Source organism: Pseudomonas sp. LF020, assembly GCF_053456425.1.
In genome coordinates this window covers 119,958-140,812 of the sequence record NZ_JBRFIX010000012.1, presented here as the reverse complement: position 1 = coordinate 140,812, position 20,855 = coordinate 119,958, and the positions used below count along the sequence as shown (strand labels likewise).

21 protein-coding genes are annotated in these 20,855 nt (G+C 61.2%); 12 read left to right on the top strand and 9 right to left on the bottom strand.

The window, feature by feature from the left end; translation table 11 throughout:
- Window positions 1-136: 136 nt before the first annotated feature.
- Window positions 137-1,099: a LysR substrate-binding domain-containing protein gene (locus tag ACU680_RS24360; protein ID WP_448180730.1), complete on the bottom strand. Its 963-nt coding sequence runs from the start codon at window positions 1,097-1,099 to the stop codon at window positions 137-139.
- Between the two features lie 112 nt (window positions 1,100-1,211).
- Between ACU680_RS24360 and ACU680_RS24355 the strand changes: the two genes are divergently transcribed.
- Genes ACU680_RS24355 through ACU680_RS24345 form a run of 3 tightly spaced genes read left to right on the top strand, consistent with a single transcriptional unit; the run spans window position 1,212 to window position 3,469 of the window.
- The gene (locus ACU680_RS24355; RefSeq protein WP_448180729.1) at window positions 1,212-2,234 is read left to right on the top strand and encodes an aldo/keto reductase; all 1,023 of its coding nucleotides are present in this window, start codon (window positions 1,212-1,214) and stop codon (window positions 2,232-2,234) included.
- The gene (locus tag ACU680_RS24350) at window positions 2,231-3,028 is read left to right on the top strand and encodes an SDR family NAD(P)-dependent oxidoreductase (RefSeq protein WP_007961929.1); all 798 of its coding nucleotides are present in this window, start codon (window positions 2,231-2,233) and stop codon (window positions 3,026-3,028) included. The genes ACU680_RS24355 and ACU680_RS24350 overlap by 4 nt, the downstream gene beginning before the upstream one ends.
- Window positions 3,029-3,058: 30 nt before the next feature.
- Window positions 3,059-3,469, top strand: coding sequence for an SRPBCC family protein (locus tag ACU680_RS24345; protein WP_400759224.1), 411 nt, complete (start codon window positions 3,059-3,061; stop codon window positions 3,467-3,469).
- Between the two features lie 231 nt (window positions 3,470-3,700).
- Here ACU680_RS24345 and ACU680_RS24340 read toward each other — a convergent pair whose 3' ends face one another.
- Together ACU680_RS24340 and ACU680_RS24335 are read right to left on the bottom strand one after the other, a co-directional pair.
- Window positions 3,701-5,095 (bottom strand): sensor histidine kinase, encoded by a 1,395-nt coding sequence (locus tag ACU680_RS24340; RefSeq protein ID WP_367084888.1) that lies wholly within the window; start codon window positions 5,093-5,095, stop codon window positions 3,701-3,703.
- Window positions 5,073-5,756, bottom strand: coding sequence for a response regulator transcription factor (locus tag ACU680_RS24335; protein ID WP_007961935.1), 684 nt, complete (start codon window positions 5,754-5,756; stop codon window positions 5,073-5,075). Before ACU680_RS24335 ends, ACU680_RS24340 begins: the two co-directional genes overlap by 23 nt.
- A 307-nt stretch (window positions 5,757-6,063) precedes the next feature.
- Here ACU680_RS24335 and ACU680_RS24330 point away from each other — a divergent pair, with 307 nt between their 5' ends.
- The 4 genes from ACU680_RS24330 (at window position 6,064) to hcnC (ending at window position 10,479) form a co-directional block, all read left to right on the top strand.
- A complete protein-coding gene (locus ACU680_RS24330) occupies window positions 6,064-7,005 on the top strand; it encodes a hypothetical protein (protein ID WP_329697328.1) in 942 nt (313 codons plus the stop codon).
- A 501-nt stretch (window positions 7,006-7,506) separates the two neighbouring features.
- Window positions 7,507-7,821 carry a cyanide-forming glycine dehydrogenase subunit HcnA gene (gene hcnA, locus ACU680_RS24325; RefSeq protein ID WP_448180728.1) on the top strand — a complete coding sequence of 105 codons (315 nt, stop codon included), beginning with the start codon at window positions 7,507-7,509 and terminating at the stop codon, window positions 7,819-7,821.
- A complete protein-coding gene (hcnB, locus tag ACU680_RS24320; protein WP_448180727.1) occupies window positions 7,818-9,227 on the top strand; it encodes a cyanide-forming glycine dehydrogenase subunit HcnB in 1,410 nt (469 codons plus the stop codon). The genes hcnA and hcnB overlap by 4 nt, the downstream gene beginning before the upstream one ends.
- Complete coding sequence (gene hcnC / locus ACU680_RS24315; RefSeq protein WP_448180726.1) at window positions 9,220-10,479, top strand: cyanide-forming glycine dehydrogenase subunit HcnC; 1,260 nt, start codon at window positions 9,220-9,222, stop codon at window positions 10,477-10,479. Before hcnB ends, hcnC begins: the two co-directional genes overlap by 8 nt.
- A gap of 187 nt (window positions 10,480-10,666) precedes the next feature.
- Here the strand turns inward: hcnC and ACU680_RS24310 are convergent, their stop codons facing one another.
- Window positions 10,667-12,475, bottom strand: a complete 1,809-nt coding sequence (locus ACU680_RS24310) for a monovalent cation:proton antiporter-2 (CPA2) family protein (protein WP_367084881.1) — start codon at window positions 12,473-12,475, stop codon at window positions 10,667-10,669.
- 250 nt (window positions 12,476-12,725) lie between these two features.
- Here ACU680_RS24310 and ACU680_RS24305 point away from each other — a divergent pair, with 250 nt between their 5' ends.
- The gene (locus ACU680_RS24305) at window positions 12,726-13,640 is read left to right on the top strand and encodes a LysR family transcriptional regulator (RefSeq protein WP_448180725.1); all 915 of its coding nucleotides are present in this window, start codon (window positions 12,726-12,728) and stop codon (window positions 13,638-13,640) included.
- Here ACU680_RS24305 and ACU680_RS24300 read toward each other — a convergent pair.
- Both ACU680_RS24300 and ACU680_RS24295 read right to left on the bottom strand, forming a co-directional pair.
- The gene (locus tag ACU680_RS24300; RefSeq protein ID WP_400759211.1) at window positions 13,630-14,397 is read right to left on the bottom strand and encodes a substrate-binding domain-containing protein; all 768 of its coding nucleotides are present in this window, start codon (window positions 14,395-14,397) and stop codon (window positions 13,630-13,632) included. The genes ACU680_RS24305 and ACU680_RS24300 overlap by 11 nt on opposite strands.
- Before the next feature lie 12 nt (window positions 14,398-14,409).
- Window positions 14,410-15,702 carry an MFS transporter gene (locus tag ACU680_RS24295; protein ID WP_448180724.1) on the bottom strand — a complete coding sequence of 431 codons (1,293 nt, stop codon included), beginning with the start codon at window positions 15,700-15,702 and terminating at the stop codon, window positions 14,410-14,412.
- 425 nt (window positions 15,703-16,127) lie between these two features.
- On the opposite strand from ACU680_RS24295, the gene ACU680_RS24290 reads away from it, so the two are divergent.
- Together ACU680_RS24290 and ACU680_RS24285 are read left to right on the top strand one after the other, a co-directional pair.
- Window positions 16,128-16,436 (top strand): RcnB family protein, encoded by a 309-nt coding sequence (locus tag ACU680_RS24290; RefSeq protein WP_007965617.1) that lies wholly within the window; start codon window positions 16,128-16,130, stop codon window positions 16,434-16,436.
- A 188-nt stretch (window positions 16,437-16,624) separates the two neighbouring features.
- Entirely contained in the window at window positions 16,625-16,963 is a 339-nt protein-coding gene (locus tag ACU680_RS24285) for an FKBP-type peptidyl-prolyl cis-trans isomerase (RefSeq protein ID WP_448180723.1), read from the top strand.
- A gap of 122 nt (window positions 16,964-17,085) precedes the next feature.
- On the opposite strand, the gene ACU680_RS24280 is transcribed toward ACU680_RS24285, so the two are convergent.
- Together ACU680_RS24280 and ACU680_RS24275 are read right to left on the bottom strand one after the other, a co-directional pair.
- Window positions 17,086-17,355, bottom strand: a complete 270-nt coding sequence (locus ACU680_RS24280; RefSeq protein ID WP_329697335.1) for a hypothetical protein — start codon at window positions 17,353-17,355, stop codon at window positions 17,086-17,088.
- Between the two features lie 156 nt (window positions 17,356-17,511).
- A complete protein-coding gene (locus ACU680_RS24275) occupies window positions 17,512-17,889 on the bottom strand; it encodes a DUF6124 family protein (RefSeq protein ID WP_367084873.1) in 378 nt (125 codons plus the stop codon).
- Between the two features lie 622 nt (window positions 17,890-18,511).
- Between ACU680_RS24275 and ACU680_RS24270 the strand changes: the two genes are divergently transcribed.
- Together ACU680_RS24270 and dmeF are read left to right on the top strand one after the other, a co-directional pair.
- Window positions 18,512-18,787 (top strand): metal/formaldehyde-sensitive transcriptional repressor, encoded by a 276-nt coding sequence (locus ACU680_RS24270; RefSeq protein ID WP_448180722.1) that lies wholly within the window; start codon window positions 18,512-18,514, stop codon window positions 18,785-18,787.
- 12 nt (window positions 18,788-18,799) lie between these two features.
- Complete coding sequence (gene dmeF / locus ACU680_RS24265) at window positions 18,800-19,729, top strand: CDF family Co(II)/Ni(II) efflux transporter DmeF (protein ID WP_448180721.1); 930 nt, start codon at window positions 18,800-18,802, stop codon at window positions 19,727-19,729.
- Here the strand turns inward: dmeF and ACU680_RS24260 are convergent.
- Window positions 19,726-20,829 (bottom strand): cytochrome P450, encoded by a 1,104-nt coding sequence (locus ACU680_RS24260; RefSeq protein ID WP_448180720.1) that lies wholly within the window; start codon window positions 20,827-20,829, stop codon window positions 19,726-19,728. The two genes, dmeF and ACU680_RS24260, sit on opposite strands and share 4 nt — an antisense overlap.
- Between the last annotated feature and the right edge of the window lie 26 nt (window positions 20,830-20,855).

Below are 20,855 nucleotides of genomic sequence, written 5' to 3'. Positions count from 1 at the left end.
TTGGCGCTTTGGGTAGAAGGGGCGGGACGAGAAGTCTCCCACGGTCTGTACTGGTCAGAGTCAGAATCGAGTCTGTAGTCCCGCCCACCCCTTCAAGTCTAAACATACAAGCGAGCCTGCTCGCGAAAGCGGACTGTCAGTCGACAGCGATACCGGACATGCCAACGCCATCCCCAGCAGGCTGCCCCCCACTGGCGCGAGTGGATTGGTCAGAAGGGGTTGGGTCCGTCAGGACTTTGCGAAACGTCTCCACCAATGGCCGCAAATTGATCCGGTGCCACGCCGCCCACAGCGGTGTGGTGAACGCCAGCCACGGCACTTCGCGCAGCACAACCCCGGGCGGGGCGTTGTGGCTCAGGCCTTTCTGGATCATCGCGATCCCCAGCCCCGATGCCACCAGCCCCAGCGCGGTGAACGGCTCGGTGGCCTGCATGCGCACATCGGGAGTGAATCCCGCGCGAATGCAGGCACTGACGAACTCATCGCCCGCGCCCTGACGCGCTTGCACGCCGATCCATTCCTGCCCAGCCAGATCCGCCGGGTGCAGCGCGTCCTGACGGGCCAGCGGATGCTGTTCCGGCAGCGCCAGCAACATCGGATCGTCGAGCACCTGAAACCCCAGCAGGTCTGGATCGTCATCGGTCGGCGGCTCACTCACCAAAGCGATATCGAGACTACGCTGACGCAGGCCTTCGAGTTGTTCAGCAGAGCTCAGGTTGTACAACGCGACGTGCACATTCGGCCGATCCACCCGCAACACCCGCAGGGCATTGGGCAGCACCCCGGCGTGCATGGCGTTCTCGCTGTAACCGATGCACAAACCGCCTTCTTCACCACGCCCCAGGCGTTTGCCGAGGGATTCCAGGCGACTGGCGTGGGTCAGCAGGGCGCGGGTTTCGGCAAGAAAAGTCTGGCCGTCGCGGGTCAGGCGGATGCGTTGCTGACTGCGCTCGAACAGGGTCAGGCCCAGGCGCTCTTCAAGCTGGGCGATCTGCCGGCTCAGCGGCGACTGGGAAATATGCAGTCGTTCGGCCGCGCGGCCGACGTGTTCTTCTTCGGCGACGGCAACGAAGTAGCGCAATTGGCGGATGTCGATCATGTCAGACCTTTGGGGACTCAAGTGCTGCGCATTATGTCTTGGACGGTCTAAGTCCGGCAATCTAGGATCTGCTCAACGGTCACACAGACCAGACACCTATGAGGACAACGCAATGAGCTTGAAAGACAAATTGCCCGGCCCACTGGGCTTCGGCACCGCGCCACTGGGCAACATGTTCCGCGCCATCCCCGAAGACGAAGCGCAAGCCACCGTGCATGCCGCGTGGGATGCCGGTGTGCGCTACTTCGACCCCGCACCGTTTTATGGCTCGGGGCTTTCGGAAATCCGTCTCGGCGAGGCGCTCAAGCAGTACCAGCGCGATGACTACGTGCTCAGCAGCAAAGTCGGCCGGGTGATTCTCGATGAAGTCGAAGACGCCGCCGCCCGTGATCTGGGCGAAAAAAGCGGGGTGTTCGAACACGGTCGGCCGAACAAAATCGTCAATGATTACAGCGCCGACGCCACGCTGCGCTCGATCGAAGACAGTCTCAAACGCCTGCAGACCGATCGCCTGGACATCGTCTGGGTCCACGACATCGCCCAGGACTTCTACGGTGATCAATGGCTGGAATACTTCAATCAGGCCCGCACCGGCGCTTTCAAAGTGCTGACCCGACTGCGCGAAGAAGGCGTGATCAAGGGCTGGGGCCTGGGCGTGAACAAGGTCGAGCCGTGCGAACTGACCCTCGATCTGACGGAAGCGCAACCGGATGGTTTCCTGCTCGCCGGGCGTTACACCTTGCTCGATCACGACCGTGCGCTACAACGTCTGATGGACGCGGCGCTGGCGCAGAACGTCGAGATCGTGGTCGGCGGCCCGTACAGTTCCGGGATTCTGGCCGGCGGCGCGCACTTTGAATACCAGAAGGCCAGCCCGCAGATCATCGCCAGGGTCGAGCAGATCAAACGTATCGCCGCTACGTTTAACGTCGATGTAAAAGCGGCAGCCCTGCAATTCTCGCTGGCCAATCCCGCCGTTGCTGCGGTGATTCCGGGTGCGAGCAAACCGGGGCGCATTGCTGAAGATGTCGCGGCATTGTCGGCGCTGATTCCCGCCGGTTTCTGGCAGGCCATGCGTGACGCAAAACTGGTGTCCGAACGTGCACCGTTGCCAATCGATGAGGTGAAAGCATGAAAATAGATCTGAGTGGAAAACTTGCAATCGTCAGCGGCAGCACCGCGGGCATTGGTCTGGGCATCAGCCAGTCGCTGGCCGAAGCCGGCGCCACGGTCGTGGTGATCGGTCGGGACACGGCCAAGGTCGAGCAGGCGCTGGCGAGCATTCGGCAGAAGGTGCCGGCTGCACAATTGCGCGGTCTGACCGCAGATCTGGGCACCACCGAAGGCGCGGAAAAACTGTTCGCCGCCGAGCCGCGCGCCGACATTCTGGTGAACAATCTCGGCATTTTCGATGCGGTGGATTTTTTCGACACCCCGGACAGCGAGTGGACGCGTTTCTACGAGGTCAACGTGATTTCCGGCGTGCGCCTGTCGCGGCATTACGCGCCGGCGATGGTCGAGCAGGGTTGGGGGCGGATCATTTTCCTGTCTTCGGAATCCGGCGTGGCGACGCCGGCCGACATGCTCAACTATGGTGTGACCAAAAGCGCCAATCTGGCGGTGTCCCATGGTCTGGCCAAGCGTCTGGCTGGCACTGGCGTCACGGTCAATGCGATCCTGCCGGGGCCGACCTTCACCGATGGCCTGGAGCAGATGCTCAAGGACGCCGCTGCCGAATCCGGCCGCAGCCTGCGCGATGAAGCCGATGCCTTTGTGCAGAAGGCTCGCCCGACCTCGATCATCCAGCGCGTGGCGGATGTCGAAGAAGTCGCGCATCTGGTGACTTACATCGCTTCGCCGCTGTCTTCGGCCACCACCGGCGCGGCCCTGCGGGTCGATGGCGGCGTTGTCGACAGCATGGCGATCTGAACCCGAATCTTTCTGGAGCAACTTTTATTTATGGCAACTGCATCTGCAACCATCGACATCCCGGCCTCGGCCGATCAGGTCTGGCAATTGATCGGCGGCTTCAACACGCTGCCGGACTGGCTGCCTTTCATTCCCAACAGTGAACTGAGCGAAGGCGGTCGCGTGCGCACCCTGCAAACCGCCGATGGCGGCGTGGTGATCGAGCGCCTGCAAGCGTTCGACAACGCCGCCAGGACCTACAGCTACTCGATCGAACAGGCGCCGTTCCCGGCCACGGATTACCTGGCGACGATCAAGGTCGAAGCCCAGGGGCAGGGCGCCCGGGTGACATGGTCGGGTCGCTTCAACGCCAAGGGTGTGAGCGATGAGGAAGTGGTGGCGCTGTTCAGCGGCATCTATCAGGGTGGGCTTGAAGCACTGCGGGCCAATTACCCGGCCTGATCAATCCAACAAAAACCTGTGGGAGCTGGCTTGCCAGCGATAGCGGCGGTCCAGTCAATACCGATATCGACTGAAGCACCGTCATCGCTGGCAAGCCAGCTCCCACAGGGGATCGCATGTTTTCAGGACCGCGGATCGTAGGAGTGAGCCTGCTCGCGATAGCGGTGGGTCATTCAACAAATAGGTTGGCTGATCCACCATCATCGCGAGCAGGCTCACTCCCACAGGGGATCAGGAGTTGGCGATCAAACTCTGCCGACAATCGAGCACCAGTTTCGCCCCGCCCAGCTCACTGCTGCCCACTTCAAGATTGAAGCCATGCAGGCTGACAATCGCCGCCACAATCGACAGGCCCAGACCAAAGCCGCTCTGCGGTTGCCCGCCCTCGGCGCGATAAAAGCGCTGGAACACCGCCTCGCGCTCGGCCTCGGGAATCCCCGGCCCGGAATCGTGAACCTCGATGCGCGTATGCCCGCCATCATTCACGCCACGCAGAATCACCGTGCCGCCCGCCGGGGTGAACTTGATCGAGTTGCTCAGCAGGTTTGCCAGGGCCTCGAACAACAACGCCCGGTCGCCATTGAGCGGCGGCAGGGTTTCCGGCATGTTCAGCACGAACAGCAGTTCACCTTCCTCGGCCAGGGGCAGATAGAACTCATGCAATTCTTCCAGCAACTGCACCGGGTCCAGCTCGACGAAACCCGAGCGCCGCTGGCGATCTTCCAGTTCGGAAATCCGCAGCAATCCGCGAAACCGCGCCATCAGCGTATCCGCTTCCGCCAGCACCAGATCCAGTTGCGCCGCTTCCTGTGAACCTTCACCGGCCTGCTGCTGCATGCGATACAACTGCGCGCGCAAACGCGTCAGCGGCGTACGCAAGTCATGGGCGATGTTGTCGCACACGCCTTTGACTTCATGCATCAGCCGTTCGATGCGATCGAGCATGGCGTTGACGATGGCGGCGAGCATGTCCAGTTCATCGCGGCGATTGGACAGCGGCAAGCGGTGAGTCAGGTCGCCGGCGACAATTGCCTGGGCGCTGTCCTGAATTGCCCGGATACGGCGCATCGGCCGGCGGCGCAGCAGATGCCAACCGGCAATCCCCGGCAGGATCGTCAGCGACACCCCCCAGAACAACGCATGCAGGATGATCCGCGTCACCGCGAACAACGAACCGTTATCGCGCAACAACACCAGCCAGCGACCGTCGCGGGTCTGGGTCGCCACCGCGTCGCAACTGTCGGCGGGCAGGGTCGGGTCGTCGGAGTCGGCGCAGTCGTCGAGCGTGTGGATCTTGCCATCCAGCGGCAGACCTTCGGGCAACTGCTGCAGGGCGCCGCCGAGGTACACGCCCTGGGCATCGAACAGGCCATAGGCGTCGATGCCGCGGATATCGAAGGTCATGCTGGCGGCGAGGGCTTCTTCCAGTTGCTCACCGCGAAAGTGCGAAAACAGATGCTGACGTTGCATCAGCGAATGCTTGGCGAGGTTGTCGAGGTAACCGGAGACCTCGAAATACATGACCCCCATGAGGATCGCGCTCCACGCCACGAACAGCGAACTGTACAGCGCCAGCAGTCGACTGCTGGAGGAACGCCAGCCGTCAGACGGGTTCGGCAATGACATAACCCGAGCCCCGTACCGTGCGAATCAGCGGAACATTGCCCGCCGCGTCGATCTTCTTGCGCAGACGACCGATGTGTACGTCGATCAGGTTGGTGCCCGGGTCGAAGTGATAGCCCCAGACTTCTTCGAAAATCATCATTCGCGACAGGATCTGGCCGCTGTTGCGCATGAGGAATTCCAGCAGCTTGTATTCGGTCGGCAGCAGCGTCAGCACTTGCTCGGCACGGCGCGCTTCGTGGCTGATCAGGTCCAGTTCAAGGTCGGCGACCTGCAGCGTGGTGGCCTGAGTGGCGACACTGTTCTGGCGGCGCAGCAGCACTTCCACGCGCGCCGCCATTTCATCGGTGGCGAACGGTTTGGTCAGATAGTCATCGCCGCCGGCCCGCAAGCCGCGCACGCGCTCATCGACGTCGGAGAGCGCGCTGATCATCAGAATCGGCGTCGCCACGCCCATGGTGCGCAAGGTGGTCACGATGGCCAGGCCATCGAGTTCCGGCAGCATGCGGTCGAGGGTGATCAGGTCGTAGTTGCCGCTGACGGCACGGTCGAGGCCTTCGCGGCCATTGTCGACCCAATCCACTTGCAGGCCGTGGCTGCTGAGTTCGGCGACGATTTCACGGGCAGTCACGGCGTCGTCTTCGATGGTCAAAATACGAGTCATAGAGCAAGCCTTGATCGGTTCAAACGGAATGGCAGCATTTTGCCAAGTATTTTCCGGCGCGCTTTAAATTAACTTTCATGTATAGCCTGTCACTCCTGCAAATTCCGACAGCGTTGCGGATTTGTCTTCAATGCATAAAACCCGCTGCTTTCGGCCGATTGTTGCAAATTGCATGGTCATAAGAAGTTCAGTCTTTTTAACCTGTTGAAAAATAACGACTTATTTAAAGTTGGCGAATGGCACGGTCGCTGCAATTCATCTGATGACGAGTTGTAACACCATTTTTCATGCCTGGAGCACTACAACAATGAATAGATCCCCTGATGGGTTTTATCCTGCCTTCGAAGGAGAGTCGAGCAACGTGTCAGGCGTGTCCTGGGGCGCGATTTTCGCGGGCGCAGCAGCGGCTGCAGCACTGTCGATGATTTTGGTGCTGCTTGGCTTCGGTTTGGGATTCTCTGCCGTTTCACCTTGGGCCGGAGAGGGCGTGAGCGCCAAGAGCCTGGGGATTTCGACGATTGTCTGGCTGGCGGCGACGCAAATCATCGCTTCGGGCCTCGGTGGTTACATCGCCGGTCGCCTGCGCGTTAAGTGGGCCAACATGCACGGCGATGAAGTGTATTTCCGTGATACCGCCCATGGTTTCCTTGCTTGGTGTGTTGCCACGCTGGTAACTGCAGTGCTGGTGGTCGGTTCGGTCAGCAGTGTAATCAGCGGAGGTGTGCAGGCCGGTGCCAGTGTTGCCGGTGGCGCAGCGGCTGCCGCGACTCAAGCGGCCGGTACTGCCGCAGCCAACACCAACAGCGACCAGTACGGTTACTTTGTCGACAGCCTGTTCCGTGACGACCGCCCAGCGTCCGTCAGCGACGACGCCGCCCACGGTGCGGTGACCCGCATCTTCGCCCAGAGCCTGGCCAACGGCCAACTCAGCCCTGAAGACCGTACCTACCTCGCACAACTGGTCGCACAACGGACCAACCTGAGTCAGGCCGACGCCGAGAAACGTGTCGACGACGTCTATGCCCGCACTCAGAAAGCCATCGCTGACGCCAAAGTCAAAGCCCAACAGGCTGCCGACACCGCTGCCAAAGTCGCTGCCTGGACTTCGCTGTGGATGTTCATTGCACTGTTGGCCGGTGCGTTCTTCGCCAGCCTCGCAGCCACCTTCGGCGGTCGTCGCCGGGACGCGGTCGAGTACGTCGAAGTCGAAACCTACGCCACCACCACCACACTGCCTCCAGTTCGTTAACAAGGAGAATCACCATGCGCTCTCTACTTCTGTTCTTCCTCGGTGTGCCGATCCCGATCATCATCCTGATCGCCCTGTTCGTACACTGATCCGTTTGCTCTATTGAGGCCCATGCCTCGGCCGCTTTCACTTCACGGTGAAAGCGGCTTTTTCATGCCCGCCACATACCCCCTGTAGGAGCTGCCGCAGGCTGCGATCTTTTGATGTTGTTTTTTAGAAGCAAGATCAAAAGATCGCAGCCTGCGGCAGCTCCTACATTGTTCGTGTGAGGGGAGGAGGATTTGTCGACCTGGATCAATATTCACTCTCGCAATATCACCTAACTTAAATGATCCAGGCCCCTTGTCGCGGTATCGACTACAGTGCTCCGGTGCGCAATTTGCTGCGCTCATGGAGTAGCCTGGCAGACCCCCATCAAACAAACAGAACGGGTCGCCAGGCAGAGCGCAGCAAGGAGCTGACGTAACCCCACCCTGAACCTTTTCACGGATGAACTTCGTAATGCACTGCCTAGAACGCACCTTCGATATCCAGCCCCTGACCCAGGCGGATATGACCGTCCACATCAACGGCCAAGCGGTTACCGCGGCCATCGGCGAAACCGTCCTCAGCGTGATTCAGTCCCTCGGCGTGCGCCAGGTCGCGCGCAATGACCACAACCAGATCAGCGGCGCCTACTGCGGCATGGGCGTGTGCCAGTGCTGTCTGGTGAAAATCAACGGTCGCCACAAGCGCCGCGCCTGTCAGACCGTGGTACGCGAGGGCATGCAGGTTGAAACCCAGGTCAACCGCATCAACGAGCAGGAGGTTGTATGAGCCTGCAACCGGTGATCGTCGGCGGTGGTCCGGCGGGGATGGCGGCGGCCATCGAACTGGCGCGCCACGGTGTGCGCTGCACCTTGCTCGAAGAAGCCTCGCGCCTCGGCGGCGTGGTCTATCGCGGGCCGCTGCGTGACGGCGTGCAACTGGATTATCTGGGGCCACGCTATTCCGAAGCCTTGAGCACACTGCACGGTGATTTCCAGGAGCAATCCGGGCTGATCGACGTGCGCCTCAATCACCGCGTGGTCGGCGCCGAAGGCACCCGTGCGCTGGTGGTGCTCGACGGCGATGAGCAACTGCACGAGATCGAATACCCGCAATTGCTGCTGGCCGCCGGTTGCCACGAGCGCAGCGTGCCGTTCCCCGGCTGGACCCTGCCGGGGGTGATCATGCTCGGCGGCCTGCAACTGCAAATCAAAAGTGGCGTGGTCAAGCCGCAAGGGCCGGTGATCATTGCCGGCACCGGGCCGCTGCTGCCGCTGGTGGCGACCCAGTTGCATGCGTCCGGGGTCAAGGTCGCGGGGGTGTATGAGGCCTGCGCCTTCGGCAAGATCGCCCGCGAGAGCCTGGCGCTGCTGAACAAACCGCAGCTGTTCCTCGACGGCCTGAGCATGCTTGCTTATCTGAAACTGCACGGCATCCCGATGAACTATGGCTGGGGCGTGGTCGAAGCGCATGGCGAAGGTGAACTGAAGAGCGTGACTGTTGCGCCGTATTCGGCCAGTTGGGAACCTGATCTGACTCGGATCGAGCGCTTCGAAGCCCAGACCCTGGCAGTCGGTTACGGCTTCATCCCGCGCACCCAACTCAGTCAGCAGATGGGCCTCGATCACGGTTTCAGCGACGACGGCTATCTGCGCGCCAATTCCAATGTGTGGCAGCAAAGCAACGAACCGCACGTGCATCTGGCCGGTGACATGGGCGGGATTCGCGGCGGTGAAGCGGCGATGCTTGCGGGCAAGATCGCCGCGACCTCGATCCTCCTGCAACGCGGGGTGATCGAAGAAGAGTTGGCGCGGGTTCGCCGCGACCGCTATCTGGGCAAACTCAAATCCATCGTGCGTTTTCGCGCAGCCGTCGACCGTTACACCGAACGCGGTGTCGGCCAGACCGCTTTGCCGGCCGCCGACACGGTGATCTGCCGCTGCGAACACGCGACCCGCGCCGACATCGATCTGGCGCTGGAGCAGGGCGTGCAGGACATCGCCAGCCTGAAGATGCGCACCCGCGTCAGCATGGGCGATTGTCAGGGGCGGATGTGCGTCGGCTATTGCAGCGACCGCCTGCGTCAGGCCACCGGGCGCAAGGACGTCGGCTGGCTGCGGCCGCGTTTTCCGATCGATCCGATTCCATTTTCCGCTTTCCAGTCCGTCGGCACGGAGGCCGCTTCCCATGAGTAAGTTCTATGACGTGGTCATTGCCGGTGGCGGCGTGATCGGGGCGTCCTGCGCCTATCAATTGTCCAAGCGCCAGGGCCTCAAGGTGGCGGTGATCGACGCCAAGCGCCCGGGCAACGCGACCCGCGCTTCGGCCGGAGGCTTGTGGGCCATCGGCGAGTCGGTGGGGCTTGGCTGCGGGGTGATTTTCTTCCGCATGATGTCGGCCAACCGCAAGCGCGAAACCCAGGGCGCCGCGGTGGCGGTGGACGCCAGCACGCCGCACATCCTGCCGGCGTCGTTCTTCGATTTCGCCTTGCAGTCCAATGCGCTGTACCCGCAACTGCACCGCGAGTTGATCGACAAGCACGGGATGGATTTCAAGTTCGAAAAGACCGGGCTGAAGTTCGTCATTTATGACGACGAAGACCGGCTCTATGCCGAGCACATTGTCAGCTGCATTCCGCATCTGGCCGATCAGGTGCGCTGGCTCGATCAGGCCGCGCTGCGTGAAGCCGAACCGAGCGTCAGCCACGAGGCCCGGGGTGCGCTGGAGTTTCTCTGCGATCACCAGGTCAGCCCGTTCCGCCTCGCCGATGCCTACATGGAAGGCGCGCGGCAGAATGGCGTCGATATCTTCGTCAACACCAACGTCACCGGTGTGTTGCACCACGGCAGTCGCGTGACTGGCGTGCAGACGGCCGAGGAGGGCGTGTTCCACTGCAAGACCCTGATCAACGCCGCTGGTGCGTGGGCGGCGGATTTGAGCGAGTGGGCCACCGGTGTGCGGATTCCGGTGAAACCGGTCAAGGGCCAGATTCTGCTGACCGAGCGCATGCCGAAGATCCTCAACGGCTGCCTGACCACCAGCGACTGCTATGTGGCGCAGAAGGACAACGGCGAGATCCTGATCGGCAGCACCACCGAAGACAAAGGTTTCGACGTCACCACCACCTACCCGGAAATCGCCGGGCTGGTGCAGGGCGCGGTGCGTTGCCTGCCAGAACTCAAGGACGTCAATCTCAAGCGCACCTGGGCCGGCTTGCGCCCGGGCTCGCCGGATGAACTGCCGATCCTGGGGCCGATGCGCGGGGTGGAGGGTTACCTGAATGCCTGCGGGCACTTCCGCACCGGCATCCTGACCTCGGCGATTACCGGGGTGTTGCTGGACAAACTGGTCAACCAGGAAGCGCTGCCGCTGGATATCACACCGTTCCTCGCGGACCGCTTTGAGACTGCACCGGTCAAGCAAGAGCGCGAATTAGAGCTGGCCTGACCCAATCCCCTGTAGGAGCTGCCGCAGGCTGCGATCTTTTGATCTTGATCTTAAAAAGCAAGATCAAAAGATCGCAGCCTGCGGCAGCTCCTACAGGGTTTTCGGGCGTTCACAAAACCTGTGGGAGCGGGCTTGCCCGCGAAGGCGTCAGGCCTGTCGGTACGAAATCTGGATCTGGGCAAGGAGGTCAGGCCTTGCGCGCTTCCTCTTCCAGTTGATCCGACTCGAACAATCGCGCCAGCTCCGCCCGGGCTTCTTGGGCGGTTTGCAGGACTTTGGCGGCGTCGTCGTAGATCGCGTGCTGGGCTTCCAGCACCTGCTCATCGTGATGTTTGAAGCGCTTGATCCGCGCATCGGCCTGGGCCTGGGTCAGACCCAGCCCGACCAGCGTGCGCCGGCTCATTTCCAGGCTTGAGTAATAGGTCTCGCGAATCGCTTCGGCGCCGACATCCACCAGACGATGCACATGCTGACGGTTGCGCGCCCGGGCGATGATTTTCATGTGCGGATACAGCTTGCGCACGATCTCGGCGGTCTTGATGTTGGTCTCCGGGTCATCCGTGGCAATGACAAAATATTCTGCCTCGCCCACCTTCGCCGCATTGAGGATTTCCGGGCGCATCGGGTCGCCATAGAACACCGGTACGCCACCAAAACTGCGCGACAGTTCGATGGTTTCCACCGAGGTGTCCAGCGCCACGAACTTGATGTTCTGTGCGCGCAGAATCCGCGCCACGATCTGGCCCATCCGCCCCATGCCGGCGATCACCACGCGTGGTGCTTCGGTGTCGATTTCGCGGAATTTCTCCGGCACCTCCACCGGCTGCACTTTCGGGCTGACCAGTCGCGCACAGATCAACAGCAGCAACGGCGTCAAGGCCATCGACAGAGTGATGGTCAGTACCAGCAAGTCATACAGGCGCGGTTCGAACAGGCCCTGATCGCGACCGATCTTGAACACCACAAAGGCAAATTCACCGCCGGCCGCAAGGACGATACCGAGGCGGATCGCACTGACTTTGGTCAGCCCACCGGCCAGGCGCCCGACCACAAACAGCAGCGGCAACTTCAAGCCGATCAGCAGCAGCGTCAGGCCCAGCACGGTGATCGGCGCACTCAGCAGCAGACTCAGGTTGGCGCCCATGCCGACGCTGATGAAAAACAACCCGAGCAGCAAGCCCTTGAACGGCTCGATCTGCGCTTCCAGTTCATGGCGATATTCCGAATCCGCCAGCAGCAGGCCAGCGAGGAAAGCCCCAAGCGCCATCGACACGCCCACCAGATCCATCAGCCACGCCGTACCGATCACCACCAGCAATGCGGTGGCGGTGGACACCTCCGGCAGACCGGTTTTCGCCACCACGCGGAACACCGGACGCAACAGATAACGCCCGCCGACCACCACCACGGCGATCCCGCCGAGCACTTGCAGACCGTGGTTCAGGCTTTCCGCGTTGCTGCTGGCGTGGGCGCTGCCGGCGAGCATCGGCACCAGCGCGATCAACGGGATCGCCGCGATGTCCTGAAACAGCAGAATCGCAAACGCCAGCCGCCCATGCGGGCTGGTCAGTTCCTTGCGCTCGGCCAGGCTTTGCAGGCCGAATGCGGTGGACGACAGCGCCAGACCGAGGCCGAGCACAATCGCACTGTTCAGCGGCTGACCGAACACGTACAACGCCAGCACGCCGATCACCGCCGCCGTCAGCAGCACCTGCGCCAGACCCACGCCGAATACCGATTTGCGCATCACCCACAAGCGCCGTGGCGACAGCTCAAGGCCGATGATGAACAGCAGCAACACCACGCCCAGTTCGGAAATATGCGCGACGCTCTGCGGATTACCGATCAGACCGAGCACCGACGGGCCGATGATCACCCCCGCCAACAGATAACCGAGCACCGCGCCCAGTTGCAGACGTTTGGCCAAGGGCACGGTGAGCACCGCTGCGAAGAGAAACACGACAGCGGCTTGTAACAGATTGCCTTCATGGGGCATGACACAACTCCTGACAGCGGTACGGCGGGGGCAACAAGGATAAAGGCTGAATCGATTCAAGATCCACCGAAGATCCCTGTAGGAGCTGCCGCAGGCTGCGATCTTTTGATGTTGTTTTTGAGGATCAATATCAAGATCAAAAGATCGCAGCCTGCGGCAGCTCCTACAGGGGGGCGGTGTGAGTCTGTAATAATTTGCATCAGTTGGTTACATTGATAGCCTTTGCGAATCAATTCCTGCGAGTCCCGCCATGGCCATCAACTTCGATCTCAACGACCTGCAAGCCTTTCGCGCCGTGGTCGAGCAGGGCAGTTTTCGCAAGGCTGCCGACACCGTGCGCCTGTCGCAACCGGCCCTGAGCAGACGCATCGAAAAGCTTGAAGACGCACTGGGCGTGAAACTGTTCGAGCGCTCCACGCGCAAGGTCAGCCTGACCCAGGCCGGGCGCGGGTTCATGCCCAGCGTCGAACGCTTGCTCGATGATCTGGATGTGGCGTTGTTGGGCATCAGTGAAGTGGCTTCCACGCGTCTGGGCCACGTTACCGTTGCCTGCGTGCCGTCGGCGGCGTATTACTTCATGCCGCGAGTGGTCGCCCGCTATCACCAGCAATTTCCACGGATCAAGGTCAAAGTCCTCGACTCCAGCGCCCACGATGTGCTCAGCGCGGTGGTCAATGGCGAGGCGGATTTCGGTTTGAGTTTCCTCGGCACGCAGGATGCCAAAGTCGATTTCGAACCGCTTGTGCAGGAGTGCTATGTGGTCGCCTGTCGTCGCGATCACCCGTTGGCCGGACGCAGCAGCGTGAGCTGGGACGAGTTCTATCAGCAGGACTACATCTCGCTCGACAAGACGTCCGGCAACCGTTTCCTGCTCGATCAGGCCTTGAGCAGCGTGGTGCCGCAGCGCCAAAGCATCTGCGAGACGCGACACGTGACGACGATGATCGGTCTGGTGGAAGCGGGGCTGGGAGTGGCGGCGGTGCCGTTGATGGCGATGCCCGGACCGGATCATCCGATTCTGACGCGAGTGCCGTTGACCGATCCGCAAGTGATGCGCAGTGTCGGCATCATCAAGCGCCGGGGTCGCACGTTGACCCCGGCGGCATTGGAACTGGAGCGGCTGGTGGTGGCAATGAAAGTCCAGCCGCCAACGATCAGCGCTTGACCGAATCCAGCCCGGTGGCCTGCACGTCAGCCTGAGCGGCAGGCGCGGCGAGGTAGTCGAGCAAGGCCTTGGCCTCTTTCGGATGCTGCGCGCCGACCGGGATGCCGGCGGCGAAGCGCGTCACCGACTGCACCGACTCCGGAATCTTCCCGACAAAGCTCACCCCCGGCACCGGCAGCAATTCGCTGACCTGCTGGAAGCCCAGTTGATAATCGCCGGTGGCGACCACCGAGCCGACCGGGACTTTCGGGATCATCTTCGCTTTCGGTTTCAGTTGATCCTCGACACCGAGTTTGTTGAACAACTCCTTCTCGATGTACACGCCGCTGGCGCTGTCGGAGTAGGCCACCGATTGTGCGTCGAGCAGGGTTTTCTTCAGGCTTTCGACGCTGCTGATGTCCGGCTTCGGCGCGCCTTCACGCACCACCAGACCGATCCGCGAATCCGCCAGTTCGACCCGCGAGGCCGGGTCGACCTTGCCTTGTTTGATCAGGTCGTCGAGAGCGTAGCCGACCATGATCACCACGTCGGCGTGTTCGCCGCGGGCGAGGCGATTGGGGATCGCCTCCGGGGCTTTGCCCATCGATGGGCCGAGTTGGGTGTCGAGGGTGTTGCCGGTCGCCGCCGCGAATTTCGGGCCGAGGATTTTGTAGGCGGCGGTGAAGCCGCCCGACGTCATCACATTCAGCTGTTCAGCATGGGCCAGGGCGCTGAAAGCGAAGAGGGCGATGGCGCCGAGATTGATCAGTTTTTTCAAGGTGATTGCTCCTTATGCGGCAACCGGTTGCAAACGGCCGCCTGCGCGGCGATAGAGGTACAACGTGGCGCACAACGCGCACAGCGCACCGACGCTCATCCAGTAACCCGGCGCGGCTTTGTCGCCGGTGTACTGGATCAGGAAGGTCGACATCGCCGGGGTGAAACCGCCGAAAATCGCGGTCGCCAGGCTGTAGGCGAGGGAGAAACCGGCCACCCGCACTTCCACCGGCATGATCTCGGTCAGCGCCGGAATCATCGCGCCGTTGTACATGCCGTAGATGAACGACAGCCACAGCAGCGACAGCAACATGTGACTGAAGCTCGGCGCCTGCACCAGGTACGACAGCGCCGGATAGGTACTGGCCAGGGCCAGCAGTGACATGGCGATCAGCACCGGGCGCCGGCCGATGCGGTCGGACAACATGCCGCCAATCGGCAACCAGAAGAAGTTCGATACGCCGACCAGCAAGGTCACCAGCAACGCATCGGAAGTGCTCAGGTGCAGCACGGTCTTGCCGAAGGTCGGCGCGTACACGGTGATCAGGTAGAACGCAGTGGTGGTCAGCGCGACCATCAGCATGCCGCCGAGTACCACGCCCCAGTTCTGGCCGAGGGTGCGGAACACTTCCTTCATGCTCGGGCGGTGTTTGCGTGCAGCGAATTCTTCGGTCTCCGCCAGGTTACGGCGCAGCAGGAAGATGAACGGCACGATCATGCAACCGACGAAAAACGGAATCCGCCAGCCCCAATCGGCCACCACGCTCGGCGCCATCCACGCGTTCAGCGCATAGCCCAAGGCTGCCGCGACGATGATCGCCACTTGCTGACTGGCCGACTGCCAGGCCGTGAAAAAGCCCTTGCGGCCGGGCGTGGCGATTTCGGACAAGTACACCGAAACACCACCCAGTTCCGCACCGGCGGAGAAGCCTTGCAACAGCCTTCCGATCAACACCAGCGCCGGCGCGAACAGACCAATGGTCTCGTATCCGGGCACCAGCACAATCAGGATCGTGCCGCTGGCCATGATCGACAGGGTGACGATCAACCCTTTGCGCCGACCGACGTCATCGATGTAGGCGCCGAGGACGATCGCCCCCAGCGGACGCATCAGAAAGCCTGCGCCGAATACGGCAAAAGTCATCATCAGTGAAGCGAACTCACTGCTCGCCGGGAAGAACACCGCCGCAATCTGCGTGGCGTAGAAGCCGAACAGAAAGAAGTCGAACTGTTCGAGGAAGTTGCCCGAGGTGACCCGGAAAATGGCGCCGGCTCGCGAGCCGCCGTGTGGGATTGAGGCTGTCATAGAAAAATCTCCACCGCTTTTATGACGTGCGCGACGTGGAAGCGGCGCACGGTTGTTATTGCGGCGGATGGTCGCGCAGGTGTAACCGGATGTTAATTGCATTGTTGGCATGGATTGATGCGCAAAGCGGATCAATCCTGAAAATACCGTCTAACCTGTGGGAGCCAGCCTGCTCGCGAAAGCGGTGTGTCAGTCGTGGAGATGTTGCATATGCCGACGCCATCGCTGGCAAGCCAGCTCCCACCGTTTCTGCGGTGTGCCCACTGTTCCGGCACCGCCAAAAAACCCTGTGGGAGCTGGCTTGCCAGCGATGGCGGAGTATCTGTTCAATCAAATCCATCGCCAGCCCAGGCAAAAAAACAAGGAATGATTTCCTGACTCAGCAGTCGGAGTACAGGCATCACCCATCTGAAGGAGGTTCACCGATGAACAGCAAAACCCTAATCGCCAGCCTGGCCCTCGTCGCCGGCATTGCCGGGATCAGCCCACTAGTTCAAGCGGCGCAAACCTCAAGCGAACCCACCGTCCAATCGCCGACCAGCGACCGCGAGTTGAAGGTCAACGACCGCGCCCCGGACATCTATCAGCGCAGCGACAAAGCGTTGAAAAACTGGAAACAGAAAGGCTTGAAAGCGCCGATCGACCAGGCGCAGTGGGTGCAGATCAACGACAAGTACGTGATGGTCATGATCACCAATGGCACTATCGTTGAGATGCAGCCTGTCGAGCGTTAATCCCCCGACTCAAAGGCCCTGCGCATGCACTCGTGCAGGGCTTCCCGCCCCAAAATCCTCCTGTGTCTGGCCTCCTGCATCGCCAGATTCACAATCCGCGAATTAATAGCGTTGCTCTGCGCCATCGGCTTGCCAATCACCGGCATTTCTGGGAAAACGGCCGCCAGTTAAGCAATTGAGTGAATGTCATGACGGATGAACTGCAGGTAATCGAACTCCAAGTGGGCGAGGGCAAGGCTGCCGTCAAAGGCGCGCTGATTACCACCCATTACACCGGCTGGCTGGAAGACGGCAGCGAGTTCGATTCTTCCCACAGCCGTGGCAAACCTTTCCAGTGCGTGATTGGCACGGGCCGGGTGATCAAGGGCTGGGATCAAGGGCTGATGGGCATGCAAGTGGGCGGCAAGCGCAAACTGCTGGTGCCGGCGCATTTGGGCTACGGCGAGCGAACGATGGGCAAGATTCCGCCGCATTCGAATCTGGTGTTCGAGATTGAATTGCTGGAGGTTTTGACGCGGGAGGATTGAGGCGGCTAAACGCCGATCAATCAATGTCCATGCAATCTGTGGCGAGGGGATTTATCCCCGATGGACTGCGCAGCAGGCCTTCTCTTGAGGTATCGCTTCGCGATCCCCCTCGCCACGATCACTCAGGCTGCAATTGCCATCGCGTCCAGCGTCTCAGCCACTGTCCTTGCAAGTGACGGAAACCGGCGTTTCACCCGCTGCAGCGCTGGGAGTACAGCCTCCATTTCAAGCTCGTCGAGTTTCCCCAGAGCGGCCACGGCCGAGGCCACAATTGTTTCCCGCTCGCTTTCAAACAACACCAGGCATGCGTTCTGCGCCCAGCGTCGATCCCGTTCGTTGAGGCCCATGGCGACTAATGCGGCGACGACGTGGGCATCTGTTTTATTGGTCATGTGAAATTCTCCTTTGCGCCGTTTTCCTTGTGGCGAGGGAGCTTGCTCCCGCTGGGTTGCGAAGCGACCCCAAGCCCCATCGTTCCGGATCGGATCCGGATTCTCGACTGCCGTGCAGTCGAGCGGGAGCAAGCTCCCTCGCCACAGGGACGCTTTTCAATTTCTGATCGGGGGCTCGAGGTTGTCGAGGGCACGGTTGACGGCGAGTTCGCCTAGCATCACCACTTGCTGGATGCCGAGCAGGGTGTTGCGGTAGGGCGTGTCGAGGAGACTGGCGAAGTCACTGAGCATGATGCTGGCCGAGGCCATGGATTCGCAGGCGTGGGCCAGCAGTTCTTCGTTGTGCATGTCTGGCGCGACAACGAACATGTGGCTGGGTTTGCGCGGTTGTGGGGATGGCGGTTTCAGGTAGTGGTCGAGGGCGCGTTCGGCGGCTTCGTGAAGTTTTCTGGAATTGGGGTCGGAGTAGGGGGACGTTGATTCGGGGTCAGGTATTGCGTCCGCTTCAGGCGGATTTGGCGTCACTTTAAACATTTGCTGGGTAACCTCAATGAGGCTGACACGTACTTGCGACTAAACAATAGGTGGCAGCTGTACGCAGGTTAGTCGACCAGTACCCAAGCATTACCGGCGCGCCCGAGAGCGCCCTGCGCACAGCCGCCATTGAGCGCAGGCGTAGAGATGCCTGACTGAATAACAGCTTGCGAACTTGAGGTAACACCGAGCGACTAAACCCGATCACTGACCATTCAGTGACGCGAACCAAGTTACCGATGCCCCCCAAACCGCACAAGCCGGCGGATTCTGGCGTAGTTGTAGGCAAAGGCGCAAGGCGATGTAGCCTGCTGGATGATGCCGAAATGATGCTGCATTTTTCAGCGTGACATCGCCAGCAGGCTGGCCCCTACAGGGGAGTCTGCGTCCGGCGCAGAGCAGGCAACACCACCAAACTGATGTAGGAGTGAGCTTGCTCGCGATGAGGGCGGCACATTCAACATCTATGTGATCAGACATATCGCTATCGCGAGCAGGCTCACTCCTACAGGAGATTGAAGTCGCTTTCAGCATCCCGTTCATCCCTTGAATGCTCACCGAACTTGCGATTACCCAAGCCATCGGCGACCATGCCTGCCATATAGGGGTAGGGGGTATAGGTATGTCGCACATTCACGAACACAAAGACGAGCTGCTCAACCGCGTGCGGCGGATTGCCGGGCAGGTGCTGGCCGTTGAAAAAGCGCTGGAGGGCGATGCCGATTGCGCCAAGACCTTGCATCTGGTGGCGGCGATTCGTGGGGCGGTCAACGGGTTGATGGAGCAGTTCATCGAGGCCCACACCCGTGAGCACGTGGCCCATCCCGATCTCACTGACGGACAGCGCGCCCAGGGCGCGGAAGATCTGCTGCAAGCCATCCGCCGTTATGCCAAATAGAGCACACGCATCATGAGCCTGACCCCAAACGCTGACCGTTTCAGCCACGATCACCAGTTCCTCGGCGCGTCCCACGACGAAAACGCCCGCCGCACTCTGTGGGTGGTGGCGCTGACCTTCGTGATGATGATCGGCGAGATCGCCGCCGGTTACCTCACCGGCTCCATGGCCCTGCTGGCCGACGGTTTCCACATGGCGACCCATGCCGGCGCGTTGGGCATCGCTGCGGCGGCCTATGGTTTTGCCCGGCGCAATGCCAATAACCGCCGTTACAGTTTCGGCACCGGCAAGGTCGGCGATCTGGCCGGATTTGCTTCGGCGATGGTGCTGGGCCTGGTGTCGCTGGGCATCGCCGGCGAATCGGTTTTTCGGCTGTTTGAACCTACCTCGGTGGCATTCGGCGAAGCGACGGTGATTGCCATCGTCGGGCTAGGCGTAAACATCCTCAGCGCCTTCCTGCTGATGGGCCATCACGGCCATGACCACAGCCATCAGCATGATCACGGCCACGACCATCATCACCATCACGACAACAACCTGCGTTCGGCCTACGTCCATGTGCTGGCCGACGCCCTGACCTCTGTGCTGGCGATTGCCGCGTTGCTGGCCGGGCGCTATCTCGGTTGGGTATGGCTGGACCCGGCGATGGGGATTGTCGGCTCGATTGTCATCGCGAAGTGGGCCTACAACCTGATGCGCGATAGCGCCGCGGTGCTGCTCGACACCACCGACGAGCCGGTGGCAGCGGAGATCCGCGAGCTGCTGGAAACCTCTGACGATGTGCGCATCAGCGATCTGCATGTCTGGCAGGTCGGCCCGCAGTCGCGGGCGGCGATTGTCAGTGTGGTCGCGGCGGCGGGTGTGACGGCGGAGGCGATTCGCGAGCGGCTGGCACCGGTGCATGAGTTGTCGCACCTGACCATCGAGCTGCGCAGCGCCTAAGGCTGTAGCGCGTCGAACAGTGGTATCCGCCCATTGAGGGATGGGCGGTAATGCCACGTCAGTTGTTGCAGATTCATACCCTGATCAAGGATTTTTCTGACAGTCGCAGCGGCAATGCTCAGCGCCAGTGTCTGCCCCGGACACTGATGCCGCCCGCTGCCAAAACTGAAACTGCGCCGGTCAGGACGATTCAGCACAAATCGCTCAGGCTCCTCATTTAACGAGGGATCGCGGTTGGCCGAGGCCAGCAGCAACAGAATCACTTCGCCGGCCTCAAGCCGCACACCATCGATCTCACAAGTCTGCGCGACAAACCGCCGAGTGTTCTGCACTGGCGGATCAAAGCGCTGAACCTCGGCCAACAGCGCGTCCACAGAGGCATCGCGCAACTCGGGCTGACGTCGCAGCGCTAACAGTGCATTGCCGATTAGCCCGGCAGTTGCTTCAAACGTCTGCGAACAGAGACCGATCAGGTTGGCGATCAGGCTTTCCCCGTCACCGGCAAATCGCTGCTCGATGGCCTTGAGCAAATCGCTATCGGCTTCGGCCAGCAATTCGATGAAATAACCGTGCAATTGCTCCGCCGCCGCATGCGCCGCCGCCAGTTGCAGGTCATTGCTCAGCGGCGACAGGCAGGCGACGAAATCCGCGGTCAGCTCACTGATGGCCCGGCCCTGCGCCGGGGTGAAGCCGAGCAGCGCCGCGACCACACACACCGGGCCGCGAAACATCGCCTTATACAAGCCGTCGGCGTCCGCTGTCATCAGACGCGCGGCCACCAGTGCCTGTACTTGCTCGTCATCTATCAACTGCAGTGACGGCTCGATTGCCACACGCGGACAGCGTTGACGTTCGCCATCGTTCATCCGCATCAACTGCCCGAACACCTTGCCGGCCAGCCCCGAGGCAATCGCCTTGGGCACCGGCTCCTGCAGCGGTCGCACCCGACAATCGGCATGCGTCAGCACCGCACACACTGCTCGGGCGCTGCTGGCGACCCACAGCTTCAATCCATGATCAAAGGTCAGTCCGCCCTCGGCGCGTAGTTTGGCGTAGTAGGGGTAGGGATCGGCATGCGTCGCAGCGATGATCGGGTCCATGGTTCACAGCCTTGTCGTCGGGAAAG